This window comes from Methylophilus sp. UBA6697 (assembly GCF_002454655.1).
Lineage (GTDB): Bacteria > Pseudomonadota > Gammaproteobacteria > Burkholderiales > Methylophilaceae > Methylophilus.
The window spans coordinates 32,383-52,081 of record NZ_DKJH01000047.1; the positions used below are offsets into that span (position 1 = coordinate 32,383).

The window sequence follows — 19,699 nt, forward strand, 5'->3', positions numbered from 1 at the left end:
TTTAGCAATGGCGATCTTCAGGTCTTGCGTAGAAAACCAATAAAAAAGCACGCTATCATGCGTGCTTTTTTTACGTCAACTGGGTATTTAGCGATTCAGCCACAAAATAAACAGCCCGATCGCCGCAGAGGCAAAGCCAACAAAGCGTATCTGGCCATCTTGCAACTGCAATAGCTTTTCAAATGTTTGACGCCATGCGCGGGTAAACAGTAGTGGCATCAAGCCTTCAATCAGCAATACACCACCAATCAGCCACCACCAGTTCATCGACAAGTCAGCTAAGCAGCCACAGGCAAGAAATTACTTCTTGCCACTGCTACGCATATATTTAAAGAAGTCAGAGCTTTGATCGATGACCATCACGTCAGACTTGCTCTTGAAGCTGTTTTTATAAGCTTCCTGGCTGCGGTAAAAAGCATAGAACTCGGGATTTTTACCGAATGCCTGTGCGTAAACTTCAGATGCCTTGGCATCGCCCTCGCCCTTGACCTTTTGCGCATCACGGTAAGCTTCGGCAATAATCACTTCACGCTGTCTGTCGGCATCCGCACGGATTTTTTCAGCCGCCGCTGCACCTTGTGAACGCAACTCGTTGGCCACCGACTTACGCTCGGCTTCCATACGCTGATACACAGACTCACTCACCTCTTTTGGCAAGTCGACGCGGCGCAAACGTACATCCAGAATCTGGATACCCATCTGGCGGCTTTCTTTGTCGGCACGCTGACGCAGAATCTCCATGATTTCGGAACGCTCACCAGATACCACATCATGAATCGTGCGCTTACCAAACTCGGCACGCAAACCATCATTCACCATTTGCGACAGGCGACGCTCAGCTTGGACTTCATCCCCACGCACAGACACATAGTATTTGGATGGGTCAACAATGCGCCACTTCACAAATGAATCCACCAAGACGTTTTTCTTCTCGCTGGTAATAAAGCGGTCTGGCTCTTCCCAGTTCAGGGTCAGAATGCGTTTGTCGTAATAGCGGATATTTTCCACCATAGGCATCTTGAAGTAGAGGCCGGGCTCGCTCTTGACAGACACGATCTCACCCAGACGGAACACCAGTGCATATTCACGCTGGTCAACGGTATAGGCCGAAGAGGTAATGATCACCAGTAGAACAAACACCCCGATTAACAGACTTCCAATATTTCTCATAATGTATATTCCTTCAGGGCAATCTAGCGATATTCACGATCGCGGCTTCTCATCGCATCACGCGAGCGATCCGAGGTGCTTGCGTCGGCTTGTGGTTCTTGCACAGGCTTGTCAGCCGTTGTCGCAGGTGCAGATGCCGCATTATTGCCTGCACCACTCATGGTCATGAGTTTATCCAGCGGCAAATACAGCAGGCTATTGCCACCCTTCTGGTCTACCAGCACTTTGCTGGTATTGGCTAATATATGCTCTTGCGCATCCAGATACAGACGCTGGCGTGTCACTTCCGGCGCTTTGTTATATTGCGACAGCACCTGCTCGAATCGGTCAGCATTACCTTTGGCTTCGTTTTCTACACGCAACTTATACCCTGCCGCCTCTTCGGTCAAACGAGAGGCAGTGCCTCGCGCCTTAGGAATTACGTCATTCGCATAGGCCTGGCCTTCATTCTTCTGCCGCTCCAGATCCTGTTTGGCTTTCACTGCATCGTCAAACGCGGCTTGCACCTGCTCTGGTGGTTGCGCATTCTGCATGGTCACGTTAACCACATTGATGCCGGATTTATACCTGTCCAGCATGTCCTGCATCAGCTTTTTGGCTTTAGCAGCCACATCATCACGGCCTTCATATAGCACAAAGTCCATTTTGCTTTTACCGACGATTTCACGAATCGCGGTTTCTGCTACGCCACGTACGCTTTCTTCAGTCGAACGGTTGCTAAACTGGTAATCCTCAACAGACTTCAGGTTATATTGCACCGCAACTTGCAAGTCGATGATGTTTTCATCATCGGTCAGCATCAAAGACTCTCTGAGCTCTTTGCTGCGGCCAGACTCACCTTCAAATGAGCGATAGCCCATTTCAATGGTACGCACCTGCTCCAGGTTAACGTTTTCGATGGTTTCAATCGGGAACGGCAAATGCCAGCGAGGACCAGGCATGGTGGTCTCAACATGTTGGCCGAAACGCAATACCACACCACGCGAACCCTGATCAACAATATAAAAGCCAGAGCCCAGCCAAATGAGCGCGACCAGGCCTAAAATAGGCGCCACTGGCAATGGTTGCGGTGCAGGTGAGGTGCCACGTGGGCCACCCTGTCCGCCTTTGTTGCCAAACAAACGATTCAGCTTTTGATTCAAATCCTTGAATACCTCATCCAGGTCAGGCGGGCCTTCGTTATTCTTATTCCAAAAGCCGGGGAATTTTCTCATGCTAGTACTCCGTGTTTTTTTTGATCTTTTAAACATAAGCACGCTCTTCAGTGCTCAGTTTTTTCAAATATTGCTGATGCTCCAACAACGCCTGGCGTAAATCATCAATACCAGTGCCTTCTCTAGCCGAGACGCGCACTGTACGGATGTTACCATACTCGTCTCTATCAATTCCTGGCGCCATGCCCATGCGGTCTATCTGGTTCAACACCAGAACCTGTGGGACATTGGCGGCACCAATCTCGTTCAGCACAATGTTGACCTGCTCAATTTGATTATCGCGGTTAGGGCTGGCGACATCGACAATGTGCAGCAATAAATCTGCTTGTGCCGCTTCTTCCAGCGTCGCACCAAAGGCTTCAATCAGTGTGGTGGGCAAATGCTTGATAAAACCAACCGTGTCTGAAAGCACCACCGGATAGCCATCAGGCAGATGCATTTTGCGTGAAGTGGTATCAAGCGTGGCAAATAGCTGATCTGCCGCATAGACGCCAGAATGCGTTAAACGGTTAAACAAGGTCGATTTACCAGCGTTGGTATAGCCGACCAAAGACACGGTCATCAGGTTGGAGCGTTTGCGTGCACGCCGCTGCATCCCGCGCTGCTGTTTGAGTTTGTCCAGTTTTTCACGCAGTTGCTTGACGCGTACGCGCAGCATACGTCTATCCAGCTCCAACTGCGTTTCACCTGGACCGCCGCGCACACCGATACCACCTTTTTGCCGTTCAAGGTGGGTCCAGCCACGCACCAGCCGTGTAGACAGATGCTCCAGCTGCGCCAGCTCTACCTGCAACTTACCCTCGTGCGACTGCGCACGCTGGGCAAAAATATCCAGGATGAGACCGGTGCGATCAACAACGCGTGCTTCGAGCAGTTTTTCGAGGTTGCGCTGCTGCGACGGGCTCAAATCATGGTTAAAGGCAGCCACTTTGCTATCGTGCGCGGCCAACAATGCCTTGAGCTCATCTGCCTTACCAGAGCCGATAAAATATTTGGGATCGGGTGCCTGACGCTTGCCTTCCAGCGTCGCTGAGATATTCAATCCGGCAGTGCCGGCGAGGTGGCGGAGTTCTTGCAAACTTTCTTCGTAGTCAGCATCACCAAAATTGACGCTGACCAGAACGACGGCATCTCCGCCGCTTGGCCTATCAAACATGCATTAAGATTCTTGTGCTGTTTCGTGTGGCGCCAAACTGACTGGACGCGCTGGAACGATGGTTGAAATCGCGTGCTTGTAAACCATTTGGGTCACTGTATTTTTTAACAAAATCACATATTGGTCAAAAGAGTCAACCTGACCTTGCAACTTGATACCATTAACCAGATAAATAGACACTTGCACGTGTTCTTTTCTTAAGGCGTTCAGAAAAGGGTCTTGTAACATTTGGCCTTTATTATTCATAGAATTGCTCCTTGTTTGTTTTAATCGTATTGGAGTTTTATTATCTTGAACACCAATCCCTCATAATGACTATGATTGTACTAATTTGTTCCAATTTCAATCCCCGCACCTTATTTTTTTGGAAATAATGCGCGAATACGCTGCAAACAGGCCTCTTTACCCAATATCGACATCACCTGATCAATGCTGGGCGACTGTGCAATCCCGATTAAAGCGACCCGTAATGGCATGGCCAATTTGGGGAATTTAATCTGTTGCTCAGCCACGACCTGATTTAGCGCATCGTGTAAGTTATCGGCAGTCCAGGCAGAATCTTGAGTCTTTTGCAAAAAGCTTTCGATATAGGCAGACGTTTCTTCCTGGATATGTTTGGTCGCATCTGCTTCATTGATCACAGGCATCTGGTAGAAGAACGCAATTTCCTTTGCCAGTTGATTCAGGTTGTTAGCCCGCTCACGGTATAAATTCAGCACCGCCAGTAAGTCCGGCGACTGCGTTTCCGTGATACCCAGCGCAGCCAGGCGCGGCTTCACTTCGTCCGCAATTTGCGCTAGTGGCAAGCTTTTAATGTAATGTGCATTGAGCCAGTTGAGTTTCTCGGTATTAAACTGCGCCGCAGAAGGCGTGATATGGTCCAGATCGAACCACGCACAGAACTGCTCCATGCTGAATACTTCATCATCACCATGTGACCAGCCCAAGCGTGCCAGATAGTTAAGCACCGCTTCACGCAGATAACCGTCTTCGTGATACTGCATCACACTCACGGCACCATGGCGCTTGGATAATTTCTGGCCGTCATCACCGAGGATCATGGACAAATGCGCATATTGAGGCACTTGCGCGCCCAAAGCCTGCAACATATTGATCTGGCGCGGCGTGTTGTTAACATGGTCATCCCCGCGGATCACCTGCGTCACGCCCATTTCCCAGTCGTCGACGACCACACAGAAGTTATAAGTGGGCGTACCGTCAGCACGTGCAATAATCAGGTCATCCAGCTCGGCATTGGCAATTTCAATGCGGCCTTTCACCATATCGTCCCATGCAACTACACCAGTAGTCGGGTTTTTAAAACGCACGACTGGCGGGATATCTTTGGGTGCTTCAGGCAAAGTCTTGCCGGCTTCCGGGCGCCAGCGGCCATCATAGCGCGGCTTTACGCCCTGCTGCATTTGCGTTTCACGCAAGGCATCCAGCTCTTCTTTGCTGCAATAGCAATAATAAGCATGGCCTTCATCCAGCATTTTCTGGATAATTTTCTTGTAAGTATCCATGCGCTGCATCTGGTAAAACGGACCTTCGTCATGGTCCAGCTGCAACCAGGCCATGCCATCCAGAATCGCCTGTACCGCCTCTGGTGTCGAACGTGCGACATCAGTATCTTCAATACGCAGGATAAATTGCCCGCCATGGCGCTTGGCATATGCCCATGAAAACAAGGCAGTACGTGCGCCGCCAATATGAAGATATCCGGTAGGGCTAGGTGCAAAACGGGTTTTAACAGCTGATGACATGATGACTCTCTGAACGCTCAAGCCTGCCATTTTAACATGGCAGCCGCACTCCTGCCTGACTCCTAAGCTTGGTGCAAAATGGCCGCAACCAGATTGAAGCCAGCAGGCAAACGCGATATGATGCAGCCATGACGCAATCCCCTACTTTCAGCAACGATATTCATGTCGGCGAGCTTTATGGTAAACCTGCCGCACCTGGCCAGACCAATGCGATTTACCATGTGGTCGCCGTGCACAAGCTAGGCATTACCTTGCAAAATATGGATAACCCACTGAGCCAGTTTGAGACCACGGCCAGCAAATTGCTGCAATCCGGCTATGTGCGCTTAAGCCAAACGCCTTACGTCAACCTGCAACAGTCTGGCAAACGCAAATCAGCACAACAAAAACTCAAGCGCTGCCCGTTTACGCTAGATGTATTTGCCGAGCGCGCCGATTGCGAACGACCAGCAGTGATCGCCTAAGCGACATCAACAATAAAAAATGCCGCAATAGCGGCATTTTTTGCGACTTGATCCAGCGGATAACATCCTGGCTGATTAATCCTCTGGCGGCGCACCGATCAAATCATGCCCTTGCGAGTCCACAATCTGCACATCGACAAAATCACCCGGATTCAAGCCATCTGCATCCTGCAGATAAACAATACCATCAATTTCTGGCGCATCACTTTTCGTGCGCGCGATAGCAATGACATTGCCTTCGTCGTCTTCAGTCAGCTCATCCACCAGCACGGTTTGCAGGCTACCAATCTTGGCAGCTACTTTAGCGGCACTAATACGCTCTTGCACTTCCATAAAGCGGCTTAAACGCTCCTGCTTGATTTCTTCAGCCACCTGGTCCGGCAAGGCATTCGCCACCGCGCCATCGACGGCAGAATAGGCAAAGCAACCAACACGGTCCAGCTGCGCCTCTTCCATAAAGTCGAGCAGCATTTTAAAGTCGTCTTCGGTTTCACCCGGGAAGCCGACGATAAAAGTACTACGGATAGCAATTTCAGGGCAGATATCGCGCCAGGCCTTGATGCGCGCCAGGTTATTTTCGCTACTGGCCGGGCGTTTCATGGACTTGAGAATGCGCGGACTGGCGTGTTGCAGCGGCACATCCAGATACGGCAAAATCGCGCCCTCCGCCATCAGTGGAATCACATCATCCACATGTGGATAAGGGTAGACATAATGCAAGCGCACCCACACACCCAGCTCGCCCAGTGATTTACTGAGTTCAGTCATATGGGTCCTGACCGGACGGCCGTTCCAGAAGCCTTTACGGAACTTCATATCCACGCCATACGCTGACGTATCTTGTGAAATCACCAGGATTTCGGACACACCGGCGTTGACCAGGCTTTCGGCTTCGTTGAGTACATCACCAATCGGACGACTGACCAGGTCACCACGCATACTCGGGATAATGCAGAAGCTGCAGCGGTGGTTACAGCCCTCTGAAATCTTAAGGTAAGCATAATGCTTAGGCGTCAGGCGGATGCCTTGTGGCGGCACCAGGTCAATATAAGGATCATGTGGCTTGGGCAGATGTGTGTGGACGTGGCCCATGACTTCTTCCAGCGCATGCGGGCCGGTCACCGCCAGTACGCTGGGGTGCGCACCAGTGACGACGTCTTTTTTGGCGCCCAGACAGCCAGTCACAATCACTTTACCGTTCTTGTTGAGTGCCTCACCGATTGCATCCAGCGATTCCTGCACAGCAGAATCAATAAAGCCACAAGTATTGACCACCACCAGGTCAGACTGCTCATAACTATTACTGATTTCATAGCCCTCGGCCCGCAACTGGGTCAAAATGCGCTCGGAGTCAGACCCGGCTTTTGGGCAACCCAGCGAGACAAAACCGACTTTAGGCGAACTTTGCATAATGATTCTCTCTTAACCTTCTACCAACCATTTGGTGACAGCGACCGACGCCACACCCAACACAATTAACAATAACTGACTCAGGGTATCGCGCAACGCGGTGCGTTTATGCAAACCCGGAATCAAATCAGCCACGGCCACATACAGCATGCTGGCGGCAGCCAAACTAAGGATATACGGCACCCATTGCTGCACCAGGTTTAAGGCCAGATAGGCCAGCAAACCACCTGCCAGGGTGGCCAGACTGGACCCTATATTAAACAAGAATGCTTTTTTCTTGCTGTAGCCGGAGTGCAGCAAAATCAGGAAATCGCCCACCTCTTGTGGAATCTCATGCGCAATAATCGCCAATGCCGTCACCAACCCGACTTGCATATCAACCATAAAGGCCGCACAAATCAGGATGCCATCGACAAAATTATGAAAGGTATCGCCAACCATAATCATTAAGCCACTGCGGCCGCCATCGTGGGCATGGGCATGATGATGCCCAACAACCTGCGCTGGCTGAGCCTGTGGCAATTTAAATTTGATCGCCCCTTGTGGCTTCTTGCCTGCCTGCTGTTCCGGATGTAACTCAGGGCAATGCGCTTCATCATGCATGGCATGCATTTCACAGTGCTCACCGTGACAATGGCGCCATAGCACCAGTTTTTCCAGGGTAAAGAACAACAACACGCCAAACAACATGGTGGCGGTCATCGCTTCTATATTGGGGCTGGTTTCAATCGCATGCGGCAAGATTTCGAGAAACACCGCAGCCAGCAAGGCACCAATGGCGTAACTTACCAACAAAGGCACCCAATGTTTTTTGGCATTGAGCGCAAAGATCGCTGCGACACAGACGCTTAAGACTCCGCCCAACAAACAAGCCAGCACCATGCCGGTAAAGGGTGAAATGTCAGAAAGTAATGTGGTCAAGGCAATCATGCAGTGTTTATCGCTGGAAGGCGCGCATTATACGTGAGTTATCAAAAAAACAAAGCATAAACAAATAGTTAACCTTTACCAGAACCAAGGTTATAGCAGGCGATCAAGCGCTAAATAAACTGCGCCACGATATAGCCAATGACAATACCGATTAATAAGGCCATGGTCAGTCCGCGATAAGTCAGCACATCACGTGAATAGCCGCGCCGGATCGCGACATAAGAAACCAGATAACCCATCGCATTCAGCAACCAGATAAAACCGAAACTCAACACTTTCACGATAATGGGACCAATCAGTGGTACCAGGCCGATCAGGCCTACGAGCCATACAAACAGCCCGGATACCAAACCGACCAGCACGGCCACGCCTGCTAATACGCGGGCATCCCAATCCAGATACATGCCCGCAGCGATTAATGTCGTCAGACTAACCACCAGCAAGATATTCGGCCAGACCCGTTGACCACTCAACAAAGGGTCGACACCCGTACTAAAGCTTGCCGGATGGCGCCGAACACGTAATCGTTTGAGCATAATGAAAAAGTCTATAAAGTTGAGATTAAACCAGCAAGGTCCTGCACCTTGGCGCAGCTATGCCAATGTGGTTTGCGCATGCCGACATCGCCCGCATAGCCCCAGCTCACCAGCGCAAAATCCATCTGATTGGCATCGGCTGACATGCCGTCTTCCAAACGGTCGCCAATATATAAACAATCGTCTACCGCCAAACCGTTGTCTGCCACCACGCGCCCTATCATCTCGGCTTTGGATTTAAGTGGCGGGTTAAAATAATCCAGCGCATACACGCCGGTGAAAAATGCCTGCCAGCCAAGATGGGCCATGATTCTTTCGGTCGGGTAAAAGCGCTTATTGGTCGCAATATATAACTGGTAGCCCTGTGCTTGCAGTTGCTGCAACATCGCTGGCACACCGTCAAACACCACTGACTGCAAACAGCCCGTGCTGTCGTAATGCTGCTTGAAAGCCGCCGCCAGTGTGTTTAATAAAATAGCATCTTCGCTACCTGAAAGCCGCTTCAGCGTTTCCATCAAAGGCGGGCCGATCACATCATGCGTCAACGGTGCTGCCAAAGGCGTATTGGTGGTGCTAAACGCCAGGCCAAAACAATGCAGGATGCTTGGCGCAGAATCAATCAATGTGCCGTCTAAATCAAAAATTAAATGCTGTTTCATAAAATACTGTGAGTGAATCGTAAGAATGACTTTTTTAGTTGTTTAGCCACAGAGGTCGCAGAGAACACAGAGGAAAACCTAAAGACCATCTTTATGGTGGCCTCTCCTAGGCAGCTTCACTAAAAGTGCTTTTCTCTGTGCGCTCTGTGACCTCTGTGGCAAGAAATTTATTCAAGCCAGATAAAGCTACCCATGCGGCCAGTATCCCCATCACGCCTGAAGCTGAAGAAAGTCTCCGGCTCGCTATAGGTGCAGCGTCCGCCACCATATACCTGCGTCACGCCTAATGTTTGCAAACGCTGCCTGGCAATGGTGTATAAATCTCCCAGCCATTTATCGCCTTTGGCCTTAAAAGCAAGCTCGGTTTGAGTATCTTGCGCCATAAACTGCGCCCTTACCTCACCGCCCACTTCAAATGCTTCCGGGCCAATGGCTGGCCCCAGCCAGGCCATGAGTTGATTAGCAGGCACCGGCATGGCCGCTACCGTGGCCTCAATGACGCCATCGCACAAACTGCGCCAGCCAGCATGGATGGCTGCCACGGCAGTACCGGCCTGGTCACAGAGCAACACTGGCAAACAATCTGCGGTCATGGTCACACACACCACCTGCTGGCGACCGGTAAAACTGGCATCTGCACTTTCCAGGCAAGAGGACAAAGCGGCGTCAATCACCCGCACACCGTGCACCTGGTTCAACCATACCGGTTCACTGGGCATATAAGTGCTCAATAATTGTCGATTGGCTGCCACATGCTGTGGCTGGTCTTTAACATGATCGCCTAAATTCAAACTGGCATACACGCCCATGCTCACCCCACCATTGCGTGTAGTTTGCAAGGCTTTCACATTGACAGGCGCGGGCCAGTCAGGCGTGATGAATGCTAAGCCAGTCATTATTCGTCCTCGTCAGCCCAATCCTCATCATCCAATTCGGCGTCATCATCAAAGTCGTCGTCGCCCCAATCTTCGTCATCGTCGCCGACAAACAGGCCATTTTCATCGACATTAAAATCCGGGGGCGGCAGTTCTTCCACCGGCTTGACCACGCGCATGGCTTCGAGCAACTCACGCATATCGTCGGCCAATTCAATCTGCCATTCCATCGGCTCATTGGTGACCGGGTGTATCAAGCCCAACTTGATGGCATGCAGCGCCTGGCGTTTAAAACTACCAATCACCTCGCGCAGTTCTGGCGTCATCATTTTATGCGGAATAATATTGCCGATGCCATACATCGGATCCCCCACCATGGGCGCTTTCAGATGCTGCAAATGCACGCGGATCTGGTGCGTACGGCCGGTTTCGAGGTTACAGCGCAGATAAGTGTTGGTGCCAAAGCGCTCGAGGATTTCGTAATGCGTGATGGCTGGACGGCCACGACGGATCACCGCCATTTTGGTGCGGTGGTGCGGATGGCGGCCAACCGGCTGGTCGACCTTGCCGTTGCGCCACAACTGCCCCCACACAATCGCGCGGTATTCGCGCTTGACCGTACGTGCCTGCAACTGGCGCACCAGGCTGGTTTGCGCTTCCAGCGTTTTGGCCACTACCAGCAAGCCGCTGGTATCTTTATCCAGTCGGTGCACAATACCTGCCCGCGGCACTTCTTTGAGTGACGGCCAGTGAAACAGCAAAGCATTGAGCAGCGTGCCGCTCCAGTTACCGGCAGCCGGATGCACCACCAGCCCGGCTGGCTTGTTAATAATGATCAGTGCATCGTCTTCATAGACAACATCCAAGTCAATATCTTCAGGCTCAAATGCGTTTTCCTGTGCATTTTTAGGTGGCGTGACGACCAGCGTCTCACCGCCCCAGACTTTGGTTTTAGCCGTTGGTGCTTTGCCATCCAGTAAGACCAGCCCTTCTTTGATCCAAGCCTGTAATCGGCTGCGAGAATGATCCGGCAACATTTGCTGCAAAGCCAGATCGAGACGCTGCCCGCCAAGATTGCCAGGAACGACCAGATGTAAGGAGGCGCTTTCTTTCATATTTTCAAACAGCATCAGTTATAATGCCCTGAGTTTCCTTTGATAAAACAACATTAAACAACATGCTTCGCATTTTACCGCTTAACACCCTGTTCACGCGTGCTTTTATTTTGATCACCGCGCTGGCTTTGAGTGCTTGTGCCATTTTCGGCAATCCGAATCCGCCAGATGAGACCAAGGGCTGGGCAGAACAACGCCTCTACGCTGCAGGTCAGGAGAAAATGGCTGACAAAAACTACGACAAGGCCATTGAGTATTTCCAGAAACTGGAAGCACGCTATCCGCACGGCGCATACGCGACACAAGCGCAACTGGAAGTGGCATACGCTTATTACAAAAAATCCGAGCCAGTGCTGTGTTTATCTGCCGTTGACCGTTTTATCAAGCTGCACCCTAACCACCCTAACCTCGATTACGCCTTTTACCTCAAAGGTCTGGCGACATTTAACGAGCGCGGCATTATGGAGAAATACACCAAGCAGGAAATCAACGACCGCGACCCGAAAACCTTGCGCGTGTCATTTAACGCATTCAAGGAACTGGTTGAGCGCTTTCCGACCAGCCGTTATGCCAAAGACTCGACCCAGCGCATGATTTATCTGGTGAACACCTTGGCCATGCACGAGATGCACGTGGCGCGTTACTACATGCAACGCAAAGCCTATGTCGCAGCACTCAACCGCTCCAGATATGTCTTGGAAACCTACCCGAACTCCAGCTCAGTGGAGGACGCCCTGGTGACCATGATTAGTGCCTACGATGCGATGGATATGGCTGACCTGAAAGGCGACACACTGCGTATTTTGAAAACCAATTATCCTGAAAATCCGATGATCACCGGCAAAATTAATGAAGATGAAAAGATCTGGTGGAAATTCTGGGAAAGTTTGTACTAAACCTGTTTATTTAGTTGCTTATTTAGCACCCAAAAAACGCCAGTCAAGCTGGCGTTTTTTATTACGTCAAAAACACTACTCAACCCCTTTTTGATCACAAGCAAAACCTTCCGCGCGCTCTGCCGCAAAAGCTTCTCTCTCAAACGGATGATCATAGTAAGCATGTCGGCCACACAATAGCTGCCACAATCCTGCCAGCAAATAAGCTGGAATAAACAATATCCCCCAGCGCTCAGCTTGCTTGACATGCACATGTTCGTGCGTGCGCAACTGATCCAATACGCCAGGCGAACAGCCGATAATCACATGCCCCAAGGCCATGGCAGCGAATCCACCCAGGTGCAACATACACGTTGCCATTCGACCACCATGCACCTCAACCACGCCATGGCTGATGCGTACCTTCGCCCCTAATAATATCCACAGCAGACCAGCAGCTAGGCCTATCAAGGTCGTTGGTAATGTCCACAGAAAAACAAGCATGCGTATCATCATAGATGCCAATCATACAGAATGCCTGTCACCCGTGCTTGGTTGACAGTCGTATGCTCCATGCATATCATATGAGAATAGTTATCATTACATCAACAAACCCTCATGCCCGCAGTGGATGCCCCTCCTCAACAAGCACTACGTACTTTTTATCATGCGCACCACTCTTGGCTGGTCAATTGGTTAAAACGACGTCTTGGCTGCGTTCATCATGCGAATGATCTTGCACATGATACGTTCCTGAAGCTGGTTGCCAAACCATCCACATTGACGCACATTCAGGAGCCACGGGCTTTTTTGAGCACCGTGGCGCATGGGTTGATGGTGGATCAATTTCGTAAAAGCGCATTAGAACAAGCCTATCTGGACGCGATCAGGCATTTACCAGTATCCTTGGCGCCCTCCCCAGAAGAGCATCTTGCCATGCTTGAAATCCTGCTACAGATAGATCTCTTATTCCGTGGACTAAAACCGAATGTGCGCAATGCTTTTTTACTGTCGAAACTGGAAGGGCTGACCTATCCTGAAATTGCAATGCGACTCGGTATTTCCTTGCGTACGGTTGAAACTTACATGGCCGAGGCACTACGCCACCTATTAACCGTGCCGCGCGCTTAATACATCCCAAGCAAACTACGCCCCATGTCTACACTCAACGCTCGCCCAATCAGTACATCTGCCAGCATCCCCCCTGACATTATGGATGAATTGATCGCCTGGTCAGTCAAGTTAAATTCAGGCACCGCAAGCGATGTTGACCAGGAGTGTTTTCAGGAATGGCGGGCTTTTGATCCCATGCATGAACACGCCTGGCAAACACTGCATGCCATGGAGCAAAATTTCACAGCTATTCCAGCACACGCCAGGCAGCTTGTCGCGAACACCATTACGCGTGCTGATGCACAAACTATCACGGCAAGGCCGCGCAAACCTAAACTCAAAGCGTTGGCGATGACGACGGTCACACTGCTTGCAGCCGCCTTACTGATCAATCAAGTTTCGCCATGGCAACAGCCAATACACTATGCCACCCACATTGGTCAGCGCGCGACGTTCCAACTGGCAGATGGCACGCAACTCATGCTGAATACCAATTCCAGTGTAGATGTACGCTACACCCTGTTGAACCGTGAAATTGTGCTCAACCACGGTGAAGTCTATCTCATCACCGGCCACGATACTGACGCGTTGTTTGGACGTCGCCACTTCTGGGTCAATACGGCGCAGGCAAAATTTGAAGCCATAGGCACCCGCTTTTCGGTATACCAGCAAGCAAACACCACTCAACTGCATGTGGCCGAGGGGATTGTGGCCATGCATGTCGCGCAGCAGCCAGAAGTCAGAGCATACGCCAATGACACCTACCGCATGCAAGGGGCAAGCGCTTTACCAATTAAAGCTGAGACATCGCATTCTGACCCAATGGCTTGGGTAGATGGCGTCATTATCGCTAAACAAATGCGCTTAGAGCACTTGATGACCGAGCTCTCACGTTATCAGGCACTACCACTAAGCTATGAAGACAATACCGGCAACCTGGTTGTATCTGGCGTATTTCAGCTCAATCGTAATGACCCGGCCGAACATGCTTTACAAACATTGGGCCACACCTTGCCTATCCGCATCACCCGGCAGCACGGGCAATTGCTTATCAGAAAAAAATAATTCCAATAAATCTGCGGGTTTTTACTCAGTTATTCGGCATAGGGTTATTTCTCTCATTTTCACAGAGGTTTAACGCAATGCCCGGGCAATCACATCAACAAAAACCATTTTTCCGCAAACATATTTCAACTGCCTTGCATGTGGCATTGATTGCAAGTGTGAGTGCTGGTTTCACGGCCACTTATTCCAACGCGGCCTATGCCGAAGAGAACCAGGTATTTGACTTCAAGTTACCAGCAGGCAAGCTTGAAGATGCTCTCAATGCCTTAGCAAAACAATCAGCAATTACCCTGACCTTTGATGCAAACCAGGTCAAAGGCAAAACGGTGCCTGCCATCAAAAAATTGTTAACGCGCGAGCAAGCCCTGCAACAATTGCTGAAAGATACCGCTTTAGAAGCCAAAGCCACGAATGGCGCCATCATTATTGTGCCAAGGCCAATCGCTGCACACACCGACACCTTACCCGAAGTCAGTGTCAGCGCAAGCCGCTCACGCGCCACTAACACCCTGTCTCAGCCCTTTGCAGGCGGCCAAGTGGCAAAAGCCAGCCGTATGGGTATTCTTGGCAATGTCGATATTTTTGATACCCCATTTAGCACACAAAGCTACACCGAAGAATTCGTGCTTGACCAACAAGCAAGACGCCTGGCTGATATTATTGCTGCAGATCCTTCTACCCGCAGCGCCATGGCGGAATATGGCGACAGTGAAACCTACCATATTCGCGGATTTCCTTTATTTACCAACCAGGTGGGTATTAATGGTTTATATGGCATGACCGACCTGCGCCGTATTGCGCCTGACTTCTATGAACGGGTCGATATATTAAAAGGCCCTGCTTCCATGCTCAATGGCAGCAGCCCATTTGGCGTCACGGGTGGCAATATCAACCTGGTCTCCAAGCGTGCGGGCGACACGCCGCTTAATCGTTTTACTGCCAGTTACATTTCAGACAGCCAGTTTGGCGGACACCTTGATCTGGGTCGCCGATTTGGTGAAGACAATGCCTGGGGCGTACGCCTGAATCTGCTGGCACGTGATGGCGATACCCCGATCAGCCGCCAGTCAGACCGCATGCATATCGGCTCTCTGGCCGTAGATTATCGCGGTGAAAAACTCACCGCCAGCTTTGACCTGGCAAGCCAGGATCGCTTAACCAGAGGCTATTCGGCCAACATCACTTACGGTTCTGGCTTTGCACTCCCACGTGCACCGCAAAATGATAAAAACTTTGTCAATGACTGGGAGTTTTTTAAAGGCGACTCGCATTACTGGATGACAAAATTCGAATACGAATTCACGCCCGCCTTCACCGCTTACATTAACTACGGGCAAGCCAAAGGCAATGAAGAATATTTTTATGCGGGCTCACAAGGACGCCGCATCATCAACAGTGCGGGCGACTTCACCGCACGTGTCGGTGGTTATCGAGGCTGGTATGAGGTTGACACCTACGAGGTAGGTTTGCGTGGTTTTAAGCAACTGGGCAGTGTCAGCAACAATTATGCGCTTGTCTACAACGACTTTAACCGTACCGCTGGGGGTGCCGTCGCACATGCCACGGCGCCATACACCGGCAATATCTATCAAAGCCCTAATCTGCCTAAACCCACGGTCAATTTTGGCGTGATTCCACAAAACGGCGACTTGCAATTAAACAGCATTGGGCTCATCAACACCTTCGGTTTTGTCCAAGACAATGTGTTACTCACCTTGGGTGCACGTCAGCAAACACTTTACAGCGGGATTTTTAACAACGGCTCTAAAGTAAATGCTTATGATGAGAGCAAAGTCACACCAACGACTGCGCTGCTGGTTAAACTCGGCAATTACTCTTTGTATGGCAATTACAGTGAAGGCTTATCTCAAGGAGCCATTGCACCCAGCACAGCGTCCAACCCTAACGAACAGTTGCCGCCATTTGTCGCCAAGCAACATGAGGTTGGAGTGAAATATAATGCGGGAACCTTTGGTGTCACTGCCGCCGTTTTCCAGATTACGCAACCCAATGTCTTTACCACTACAGCCGGCCGTCTGGTCGATGACGGCGAACAGCGCAACCGTGGTCTGGAACTGTCAACCTTTGGTCAACCCTTGAGTGGACTACGCCTACTTGGCGGCGTCACTTTTATTGATGCAGAACAAACAAAAACACTCAACGGCATCAACAATGGCAAAGATGCGATTGGCGTACCTAAAGTCAATGTGGTGATCAATGGCGAATATGATATTTATGCGCTCCCCGGTTTAACGCTGACTGGCCGAATTTCCAGCTTTAGCGAAGCACAAGCGGATAATGCCAATACACAAAGCATTCCAGGCTGGACGACCTTTGATGCAGGCGTACGTTATGTCACACACCTCTCCGGCAACAAAGTAACGTTACGCGCCAATGTAATGAACCTGGCGGATAAAAACTACTGGAACTCGGTATCGCGCAGCTTTATTACCATGGGCGCCCCACGCACGGCCCTGCTTTCAGCAACAATAGACTTTTAATGTCACACAAAGGCCTGCCGAGCAGGCCTTTGATTATCTGGCCTGGCACTGAATAGGCAGCATACGGCCAATCTCTACCGTCAAAGCATTGCCTTTACCGCGGATGGTATTCGGCCCGTTGCTGTAGATAAACCCAGAACCACTGGATTGCTGCGGCAGGCTGATTTCACTTTGCGCACGCATCAGTACTGCGCTGGCAGGTTCAGCCAGAAAGCGTACACGCAATACTTCGCCATTCTGGCAATCAAACACCACGACTTCAGAGCTTGCCAGTGGCGGCTTGGCGGCACAACCTGCAAGTATCAGCGCCACACATACAACACGAAAAGTGATCGACAAACTCATGCAGACCTGGGCGCAAACATAATAATGGCCATGCCCGCCATGGCGACTACCACCCCCAGCATATCCCAGCCGGAAGGTTTGATACCATCCACCAGCCACAACCAGATAATCGCAACGCCGATATAGACACCGCCGTAAGCGGCATAGACACGGCCAGCCGCCGTTGGGTGCAGCGTCAGCAACCAGGCGAACAATGCCAGGCTGAGTGCAGCGGGTACTAATAGCCAGGCACTTTTACCGGCCCTTAACCACAAATAAGGCAAATAACAGCCAACAATTTCAGCGACAGCGGTCAGTGCAAATAGAAATAGTGTTTTCAGCAAAAGAATTCTTTTCCAGAAGATGAATGAAGCAGCTAAATGAGCACGCAGCCTTTATGCACATTCTGCCGCATCGGGTACGCCCTTTGCAACGCGCCTGTATTGCAGCCAATAAAGTAATACGCCAACCGCAAGATTAAACACCGCCTGCAATAAGGGCAAAAACAGAAAAATGAGCCCTTCCTGTGCATCAGGATACATGAGCAAGGTCTGGCCATATACCCATGCAACAACCAGCACCTCGAACACGGCAAACCTCAACCATTGTTTCTGGATATCACAGCGGTGAAAGAAATACCTGCCGGCAAAAAGAATGACATAAGGCATCACCGTCCACAATGTGATGAGTAAACCCGCGCGTTGGCTTAAAAAATGCAAATTGCTGGCGGCAACAATCTCGAAGCAAACCGCCAATATGACGCCAGCCAAGGCCACCAGCGATAGTTTTTGTGTAGGTTTCATCACACGTTCAAGAAATTTGCAGCCATCGGTAGTTGCTGATTTTGCCTGGGGGCAAATCAAATGAGCGCGCACCGGACAGGGTAAATGAGGCGCCAAAAGAAACAGAAGCAGGCGCATCCAGCACTGCGGTTGGCCGGGTTTTATCCACCACGAGAACTTCCACCTCGCTTGGCTCGGACTGGTTACCTGCGTCGTCTTCAACCACCAGGCGGAAGCGATGCCGCCCCGGTGGCAAAGGATTCGTCGCATCTACCGTGACTTCAATGCTGGCCGTGTTGGTTTTGATTTCCTGCCCTGGGATAAACTTTGCCATACCACCCTCCCCTTTGTCGCAAAAGACGTGTGAACTTACCTGCCTCACAATGTATGACAGATTGCATGCACGGGCAAGGGACAGTTTTGCAAGCAGCGGCGCAAGCCGAATTACTCCTGCTCTGAAATCAGCAGTTGATTATGGTCCGTCTTGAGGTAGAAGGTGCCATTCTGGTCAATCTGGATCGCACGTATACGATAGCCGCTCAATACCGGCTCGGCATAGACCAGCGAAGTCCCCTCTTTGCGCACACGGTACAAGGTGGTATTGCCCATGCCTGCAACAAACAGATCGTTATCCCAGAAGTCATTGCGGCCGGTGGATGGATATTTCACCAAGGGACCAATACCGATCGAAGGCACAAACGTCATCGCTGGTTTTTCGTAGCCTTCATGACTATTAAACTTGTTACCATAATAGCCGCTCATGCCATCGCGCTCATAGATCGTGCCATAACTGACAATCGGCCAGCCATAATTCTTACCACGTTTAATCAGGTTAATTTCGTCGCCACCACGCGGACCATGATCGGTGAGCCATAGCTCATTACTCTCACGGTCAAAATACAAGCCCCCAGACGGTGAACGGAAGCCGGAGGCATAGACTTCTGCATTCAAGCGTTGCAAATCAATGCGCACCACTTTGCCCAGAGAGGTTGTTTTGTCCTGCACGCGGTCAGGCTTGGAAAAATCACCTAGGCTAAGGTATAAAGTACGCTCATTCTCACCCAGCGCCAACTTGCCGCCTACTTGATGGCCTAAAATCGGCTCTTTAATGGCCGGGCGGCTGATATAAATCTCACGGTCAAAGCTGACTTCGCTATTTTCAACATCTACCTCAAACTCGCTCACGGCCAGCCGCACGCCATTACTAGCCTCATCCCAGGCGGTATAAGCCACATAGAGGGTTTTGCCCACCAGCAAAGAGTCTTTCACGCCAGACAACTCCCGGCAATATACCAGTTGCTTGCTGCTGCTTTCGTCAGCCGAGGTTTCGCCGCCAGGGATAAACTTAGCCAAGGGTTTGCCTGGCTTCACCAACTCCATGCTGTCGTTCTGGCGCACGAAAAACACTTCGCCACACTTGCTGATAAACAAGAACAGTTTTTTATCCAGCCGCTCAAAAGGGCCGGACGGATACTGATCTTCAAAGGGTAATTTGTATTCCTTGAGGGTTTGCGTGCCAAACACAGAACTTATCCTGGGTGGCTCGGGGGCTTTGTTGGCTTCTTTGTCAGCCTCAGCCGCCTCGCTTCCAGACAGCAACAATCTGGGCACCACATCTTCACCGGCCAACGCCGTGACTGGCAATACACAACTTAGACACAAAGCAACAATGACACTGAATGCCCCAAGGGCAGCGTTCGCGATTGAACATCGCTGATTAGAATAATGCAAAACAAGACTCTCCGTT

The 19,699-nt window shown here is 50.7% G+C and carries 23 protein-coding genes; 5 read left to right on the top strand and 18 right to left on the bottom strand.

Features of this window, described 5'->3' with window-relative positions:
• Positions 1-87 precede the first annotated feature (87 nt).
• From B3355_RS12480 to gltX, 6 genes are all read right to left on the bottom strand, one after another.
• On the bottom strand, positions 88-267 hold the full coding sequence (locus B3355_RS12480) for a DUF2065 domain-containing protein (protein WP_292784484.1): 180 nt from the start codon (positions 265-267) through the stop codon (positions 88-90).
• Between the two features lie 33 nt (positions 268-300).
• Entirely contained in the window at positions 301-1,170 is an 870-nt protein-coding gene (hflC, locus tag B3355_RS12485; protein ID WP_019882151.1) for a protease modulator HflC, read from the bottom strand.
• Positions 1,171-1,193: 23 nt separating this feature from the next.
• A complete protein-coding gene (hflK, locus tag B3355_RS12490; RefSeq protein WP_292784487.1) occupies positions 1,194-2,384 on the bottom strand; it encodes an FtsH protease activity modulator HflK in 1,191 nt (396 codons plus the stop codon).
• A gap of 28 nt (positions 2,385-2,412) precedes the next feature.
• The gene (gene hflX, locus B3355_RS12495; RefSeq protein WP_019882149.1) at positions 2,413-3,540 is read right to left on the bottom strand and encodes a GTPase HflX; all 1,128 of its coding nucleotides are present in this window, start codon (positions 3,538-3,540) and stop codon (positions 2,413-2,415) included.
• Between the two features lie 3 nt (positions 3,541-3,543).
• Positions 3,544-3,786: an RNA chaperone Hfq gene (gene hfq, locus B3355_RS12500; protein WP_019882148.1), complete on the bottom strand. Its 243-nt coding sequence runs from the start codon at positions 3,784-3,786 to the stop codon at positions 3,544-3,546.
• A 110-nt stretch (positions 3,787-3,896) separates the two neighbouring features.
• Complete coding sequence (gene gltX / locus B3355_RS12505; RefSeq protein WP_292784494.1) at positions 3,897-5,303, bottom strand: glutamate--tRNA ligase; 1,407 nt, start codon at positions 5,301-5,303, stop codon at positions 3,897-3,899.
• A gap of 128 nt (positions 5,304-5,431) precedes the next feature.
• On the opposite strand from gltX, the gene B3355_RS12510 reads away from it, so the two are divergent.
• Positions 5,432-5,767, top strand: coding sequence for a hypothetical protein (locus B3355_RS12510; RefSeq protein ID WP_292784497.1), 336 nt, complete (start codon positions 5,432-5,434; stop codon positions 5,765-5,767).
• A 75-nt stretch (positions 5,768-5,842) separates the two neighbouring features.
• Here B3355_RS12510 and rimO read toward each other — a convergent pair whose 3' ends face one another.
• The 6 genes from rimO to rluD all read right to left on the bottom strand — a co-directional run bounded on the left by rimO (position 5,843) and on the right by rluD (position 11,307).
• On the bottom strand, positions 5,843-7,177 hold the full coding sequence (gene rimO / locus B3355_RS12515) for a 30S ribosomal protein S12 methylthiotransferase RimO (protein ID WP_024930004.1): 1,335 nt from the start codon (positions 7,175-7,177) through the stop codon (positions 5,843-5,845).
• A 12-nt stretch (positions 7,178-7,189) separates the two neighbouring features.
• Positions 7,190-8,107: a ZIP family metal transporter gene (locus B3355_RS12520; protein ID WP_047518190.1), complete on the bottom strand. Its 918-nt coding sequence runs from the start codon at positions 8,105-8,107 to the stop codon at positions 7,190-7,192.
• Positions 8,108-8,217: 110 nt separating this feature from the next.
• Complete coding sequence (locus tag B3355_RS12525; protein ID WP_019882143.1) at positions 8,218-8,643, bottom strand: hypothetical protein; 426 nt, start codon at positions 8,641-8,643, stop codon at positions 8,218-8,220.
• Between the two features lie 11 nt (positions 8,644-8,654).
• Entirely contained in the window at positions 8,655-9,302 is a 648-nt protein-coding gene (locus B3355_RS12530; protein WP_292784507.1) for an HAD family hydrolase, read from the bottom strand.
• A 167-nt stretch (positions 9,303-9,469) separates the two neighbouring features.
• Complete coding sequence (pgeF, locus tag B3355_RS12535) at positions 9,470-10,198, bottom strand: peptidoglycan editing factor PgeF (RefSeq protein ID WP_292784510.1); 729 nt, start codon at positions 10,196-10,198, stop codon at positions 9,470-9,472.
• A complete protein-coding gene (gene rluD / locus B3355_RS12540; protein WP_292784513.1) occupies positions 10,198-11,307 on the bottom strand; it encodes a 23S rRNA pseudouridine(1911/1915/1917) synthase RluD in 1,110 nt (369 codons plus the stop codon). The genes pgeF and rluD overlap by 1 nt, the downstream gene beginning before the upstream one ends.
• Before the next feature lie 47 nt (positions 11,308-11,354).
• Here rluD and B3355_RS12545 point away from each other — a divergent pair, with 47 nt between their 5' ends.
• The gene (locus B3355_RS12545) at positions 11,355-12,188 is read left to right on the top strand and encodes an outer membrane protein assembly factor BamD (RefSeq protein WP_292784515.1); all 834 of its coding nucleotides are present in this window, start codon (positions 11,355-11,357) and stop codon (positions 12,186-12,188) included.
• Between the two features lie 75 nt (positions 12,189-12,263).
• Here B3355_RS12545 and B3355_RS12550 read toward each other — a convergent pair whose 3' ends face one another.
• Positions 12,264-12,671, bottom strand: a complete 408-nt coding sequence (locus B3355_RS12550; RefSeq protein ID WP_292784517.1) for a hypothetical protein — start codon at positions 12,669-12,671, stop codon at positions 12,264-12,266.
• A gap of 114 nt (positions 12,672-12,785) precedes the next feature.
• Here B3355_RS12550 and B3355_RS12555 point away from each other — a divergent pair, with 114 nt between their 5' ends.
• From B3355_RS12555 to B3355_RS12565, 3 genes are all read left to right on the top strand, one after another.
• Positions 12,786-13,298, top strand: a complete 513-nt coding sequence (locus B3355_RS12555; RefSeq protein ID WP_292784519.1) for a sigma-70 family RNA polymerase sigma factor — start codon at positions 12,786-12,788, stop codon at positions 13,296-13,298.
• Positions 13,299-13,322: 24 nt separating this feature from the next.
• A complete protein-coding gene (locus B3355_RS12560) occupies positions 13,323-14,345 on the top strand; it encodes a FecR family protein (protein WP_292784521.1) in 1,023 nt (340 codons plus the stop codon).
• A 77-nt stretch (positions 14,346-14,422) separates the two neighbouring features.
• The gene (locus B3355_RS12565; protein ID WP_292784524.1) at positions 14,423-16,846 is read left to right on the top strand and encodes a TonB-dependent receptor; all 2,424 of its coding nucleotides are present in this window, start codon (positions 14,423-14,425) and stop codon (positions 16,844-16,846) included.
• Between the two features lie 33 nt (positions 16,847-16,879).
• On the opposite strand, the gene B3355_RS12570 is transcribed toward B3355_RS12565, so the two are convergent.
• The 5 genes from B3355_RS12570 to B3355_RS12590 all read right to left on the bottom strand — a co-directional run bounded on the left by B3355_RS12570 (position 16,880) and on the right by B3355_RS12590 (position 19,566).
• Entirely contained in the window at positions 16,880-17,191 is a 312-nt protein-coding gene (locus B3355_RS12570) for an MliC family protein (RefSeq protein ID WP_292784527.1), read from the bottom strand.
• Positions 17,188-17,520 (bottom strand): YnfA family protein, encoded by a 333-nt coding sequence (locus B3355_RS12575; protein ID WP_292784535.1) that lies wholly within the window; start codon positions 17,518-17,520, stop codon positions 17,188-17,190. The genes B3355_RS12570 and B3355_RS12575 overlap by 4 nt, the downstream gene beginning before the upstream one ends.
• A gap of 45 nt (positions 17,521-17,565) precedes the next feature.
• Positions 17,566-17,973 (bottom strand): hypothetical protein, encoded by a 408-nt coding sequence (locus tag B3355_RS12580; RefSeq protein ID WP_292784530.1) that lies wholly within the window; start codon positions 17,971-17,973, stop codon positions 17,566-17,568.
• Positions 17,974-17,980: 7 nt separating this feature from the next.
• Positions 17,981-18,286: a hypothetical protein gene (locus B3355_RS12585; RefSeq protein ID WP_292784533.1), complete on the bottom strand. Its 306-nt coding sequence runs from the start codon at positions 18,284-18,286 to the stop codon at positions 17,981-17,983.
• A 110-nt stretch (positions 18,287-18,396) separates the two neighbouring features.
• Complete coding sequence (locus B3355_RS12590; RefSeq protein WP_292784537.1) at positions 18,397-19,566, bottom strand: PQQ-dependent sugar dehydrogenase; 1,170 nt, start codon at positions 19,564-19,566, stop codon at positions 18,397-18,399.
• Positions 19,567-19,699: the final 133 nt, after the last annotated feature.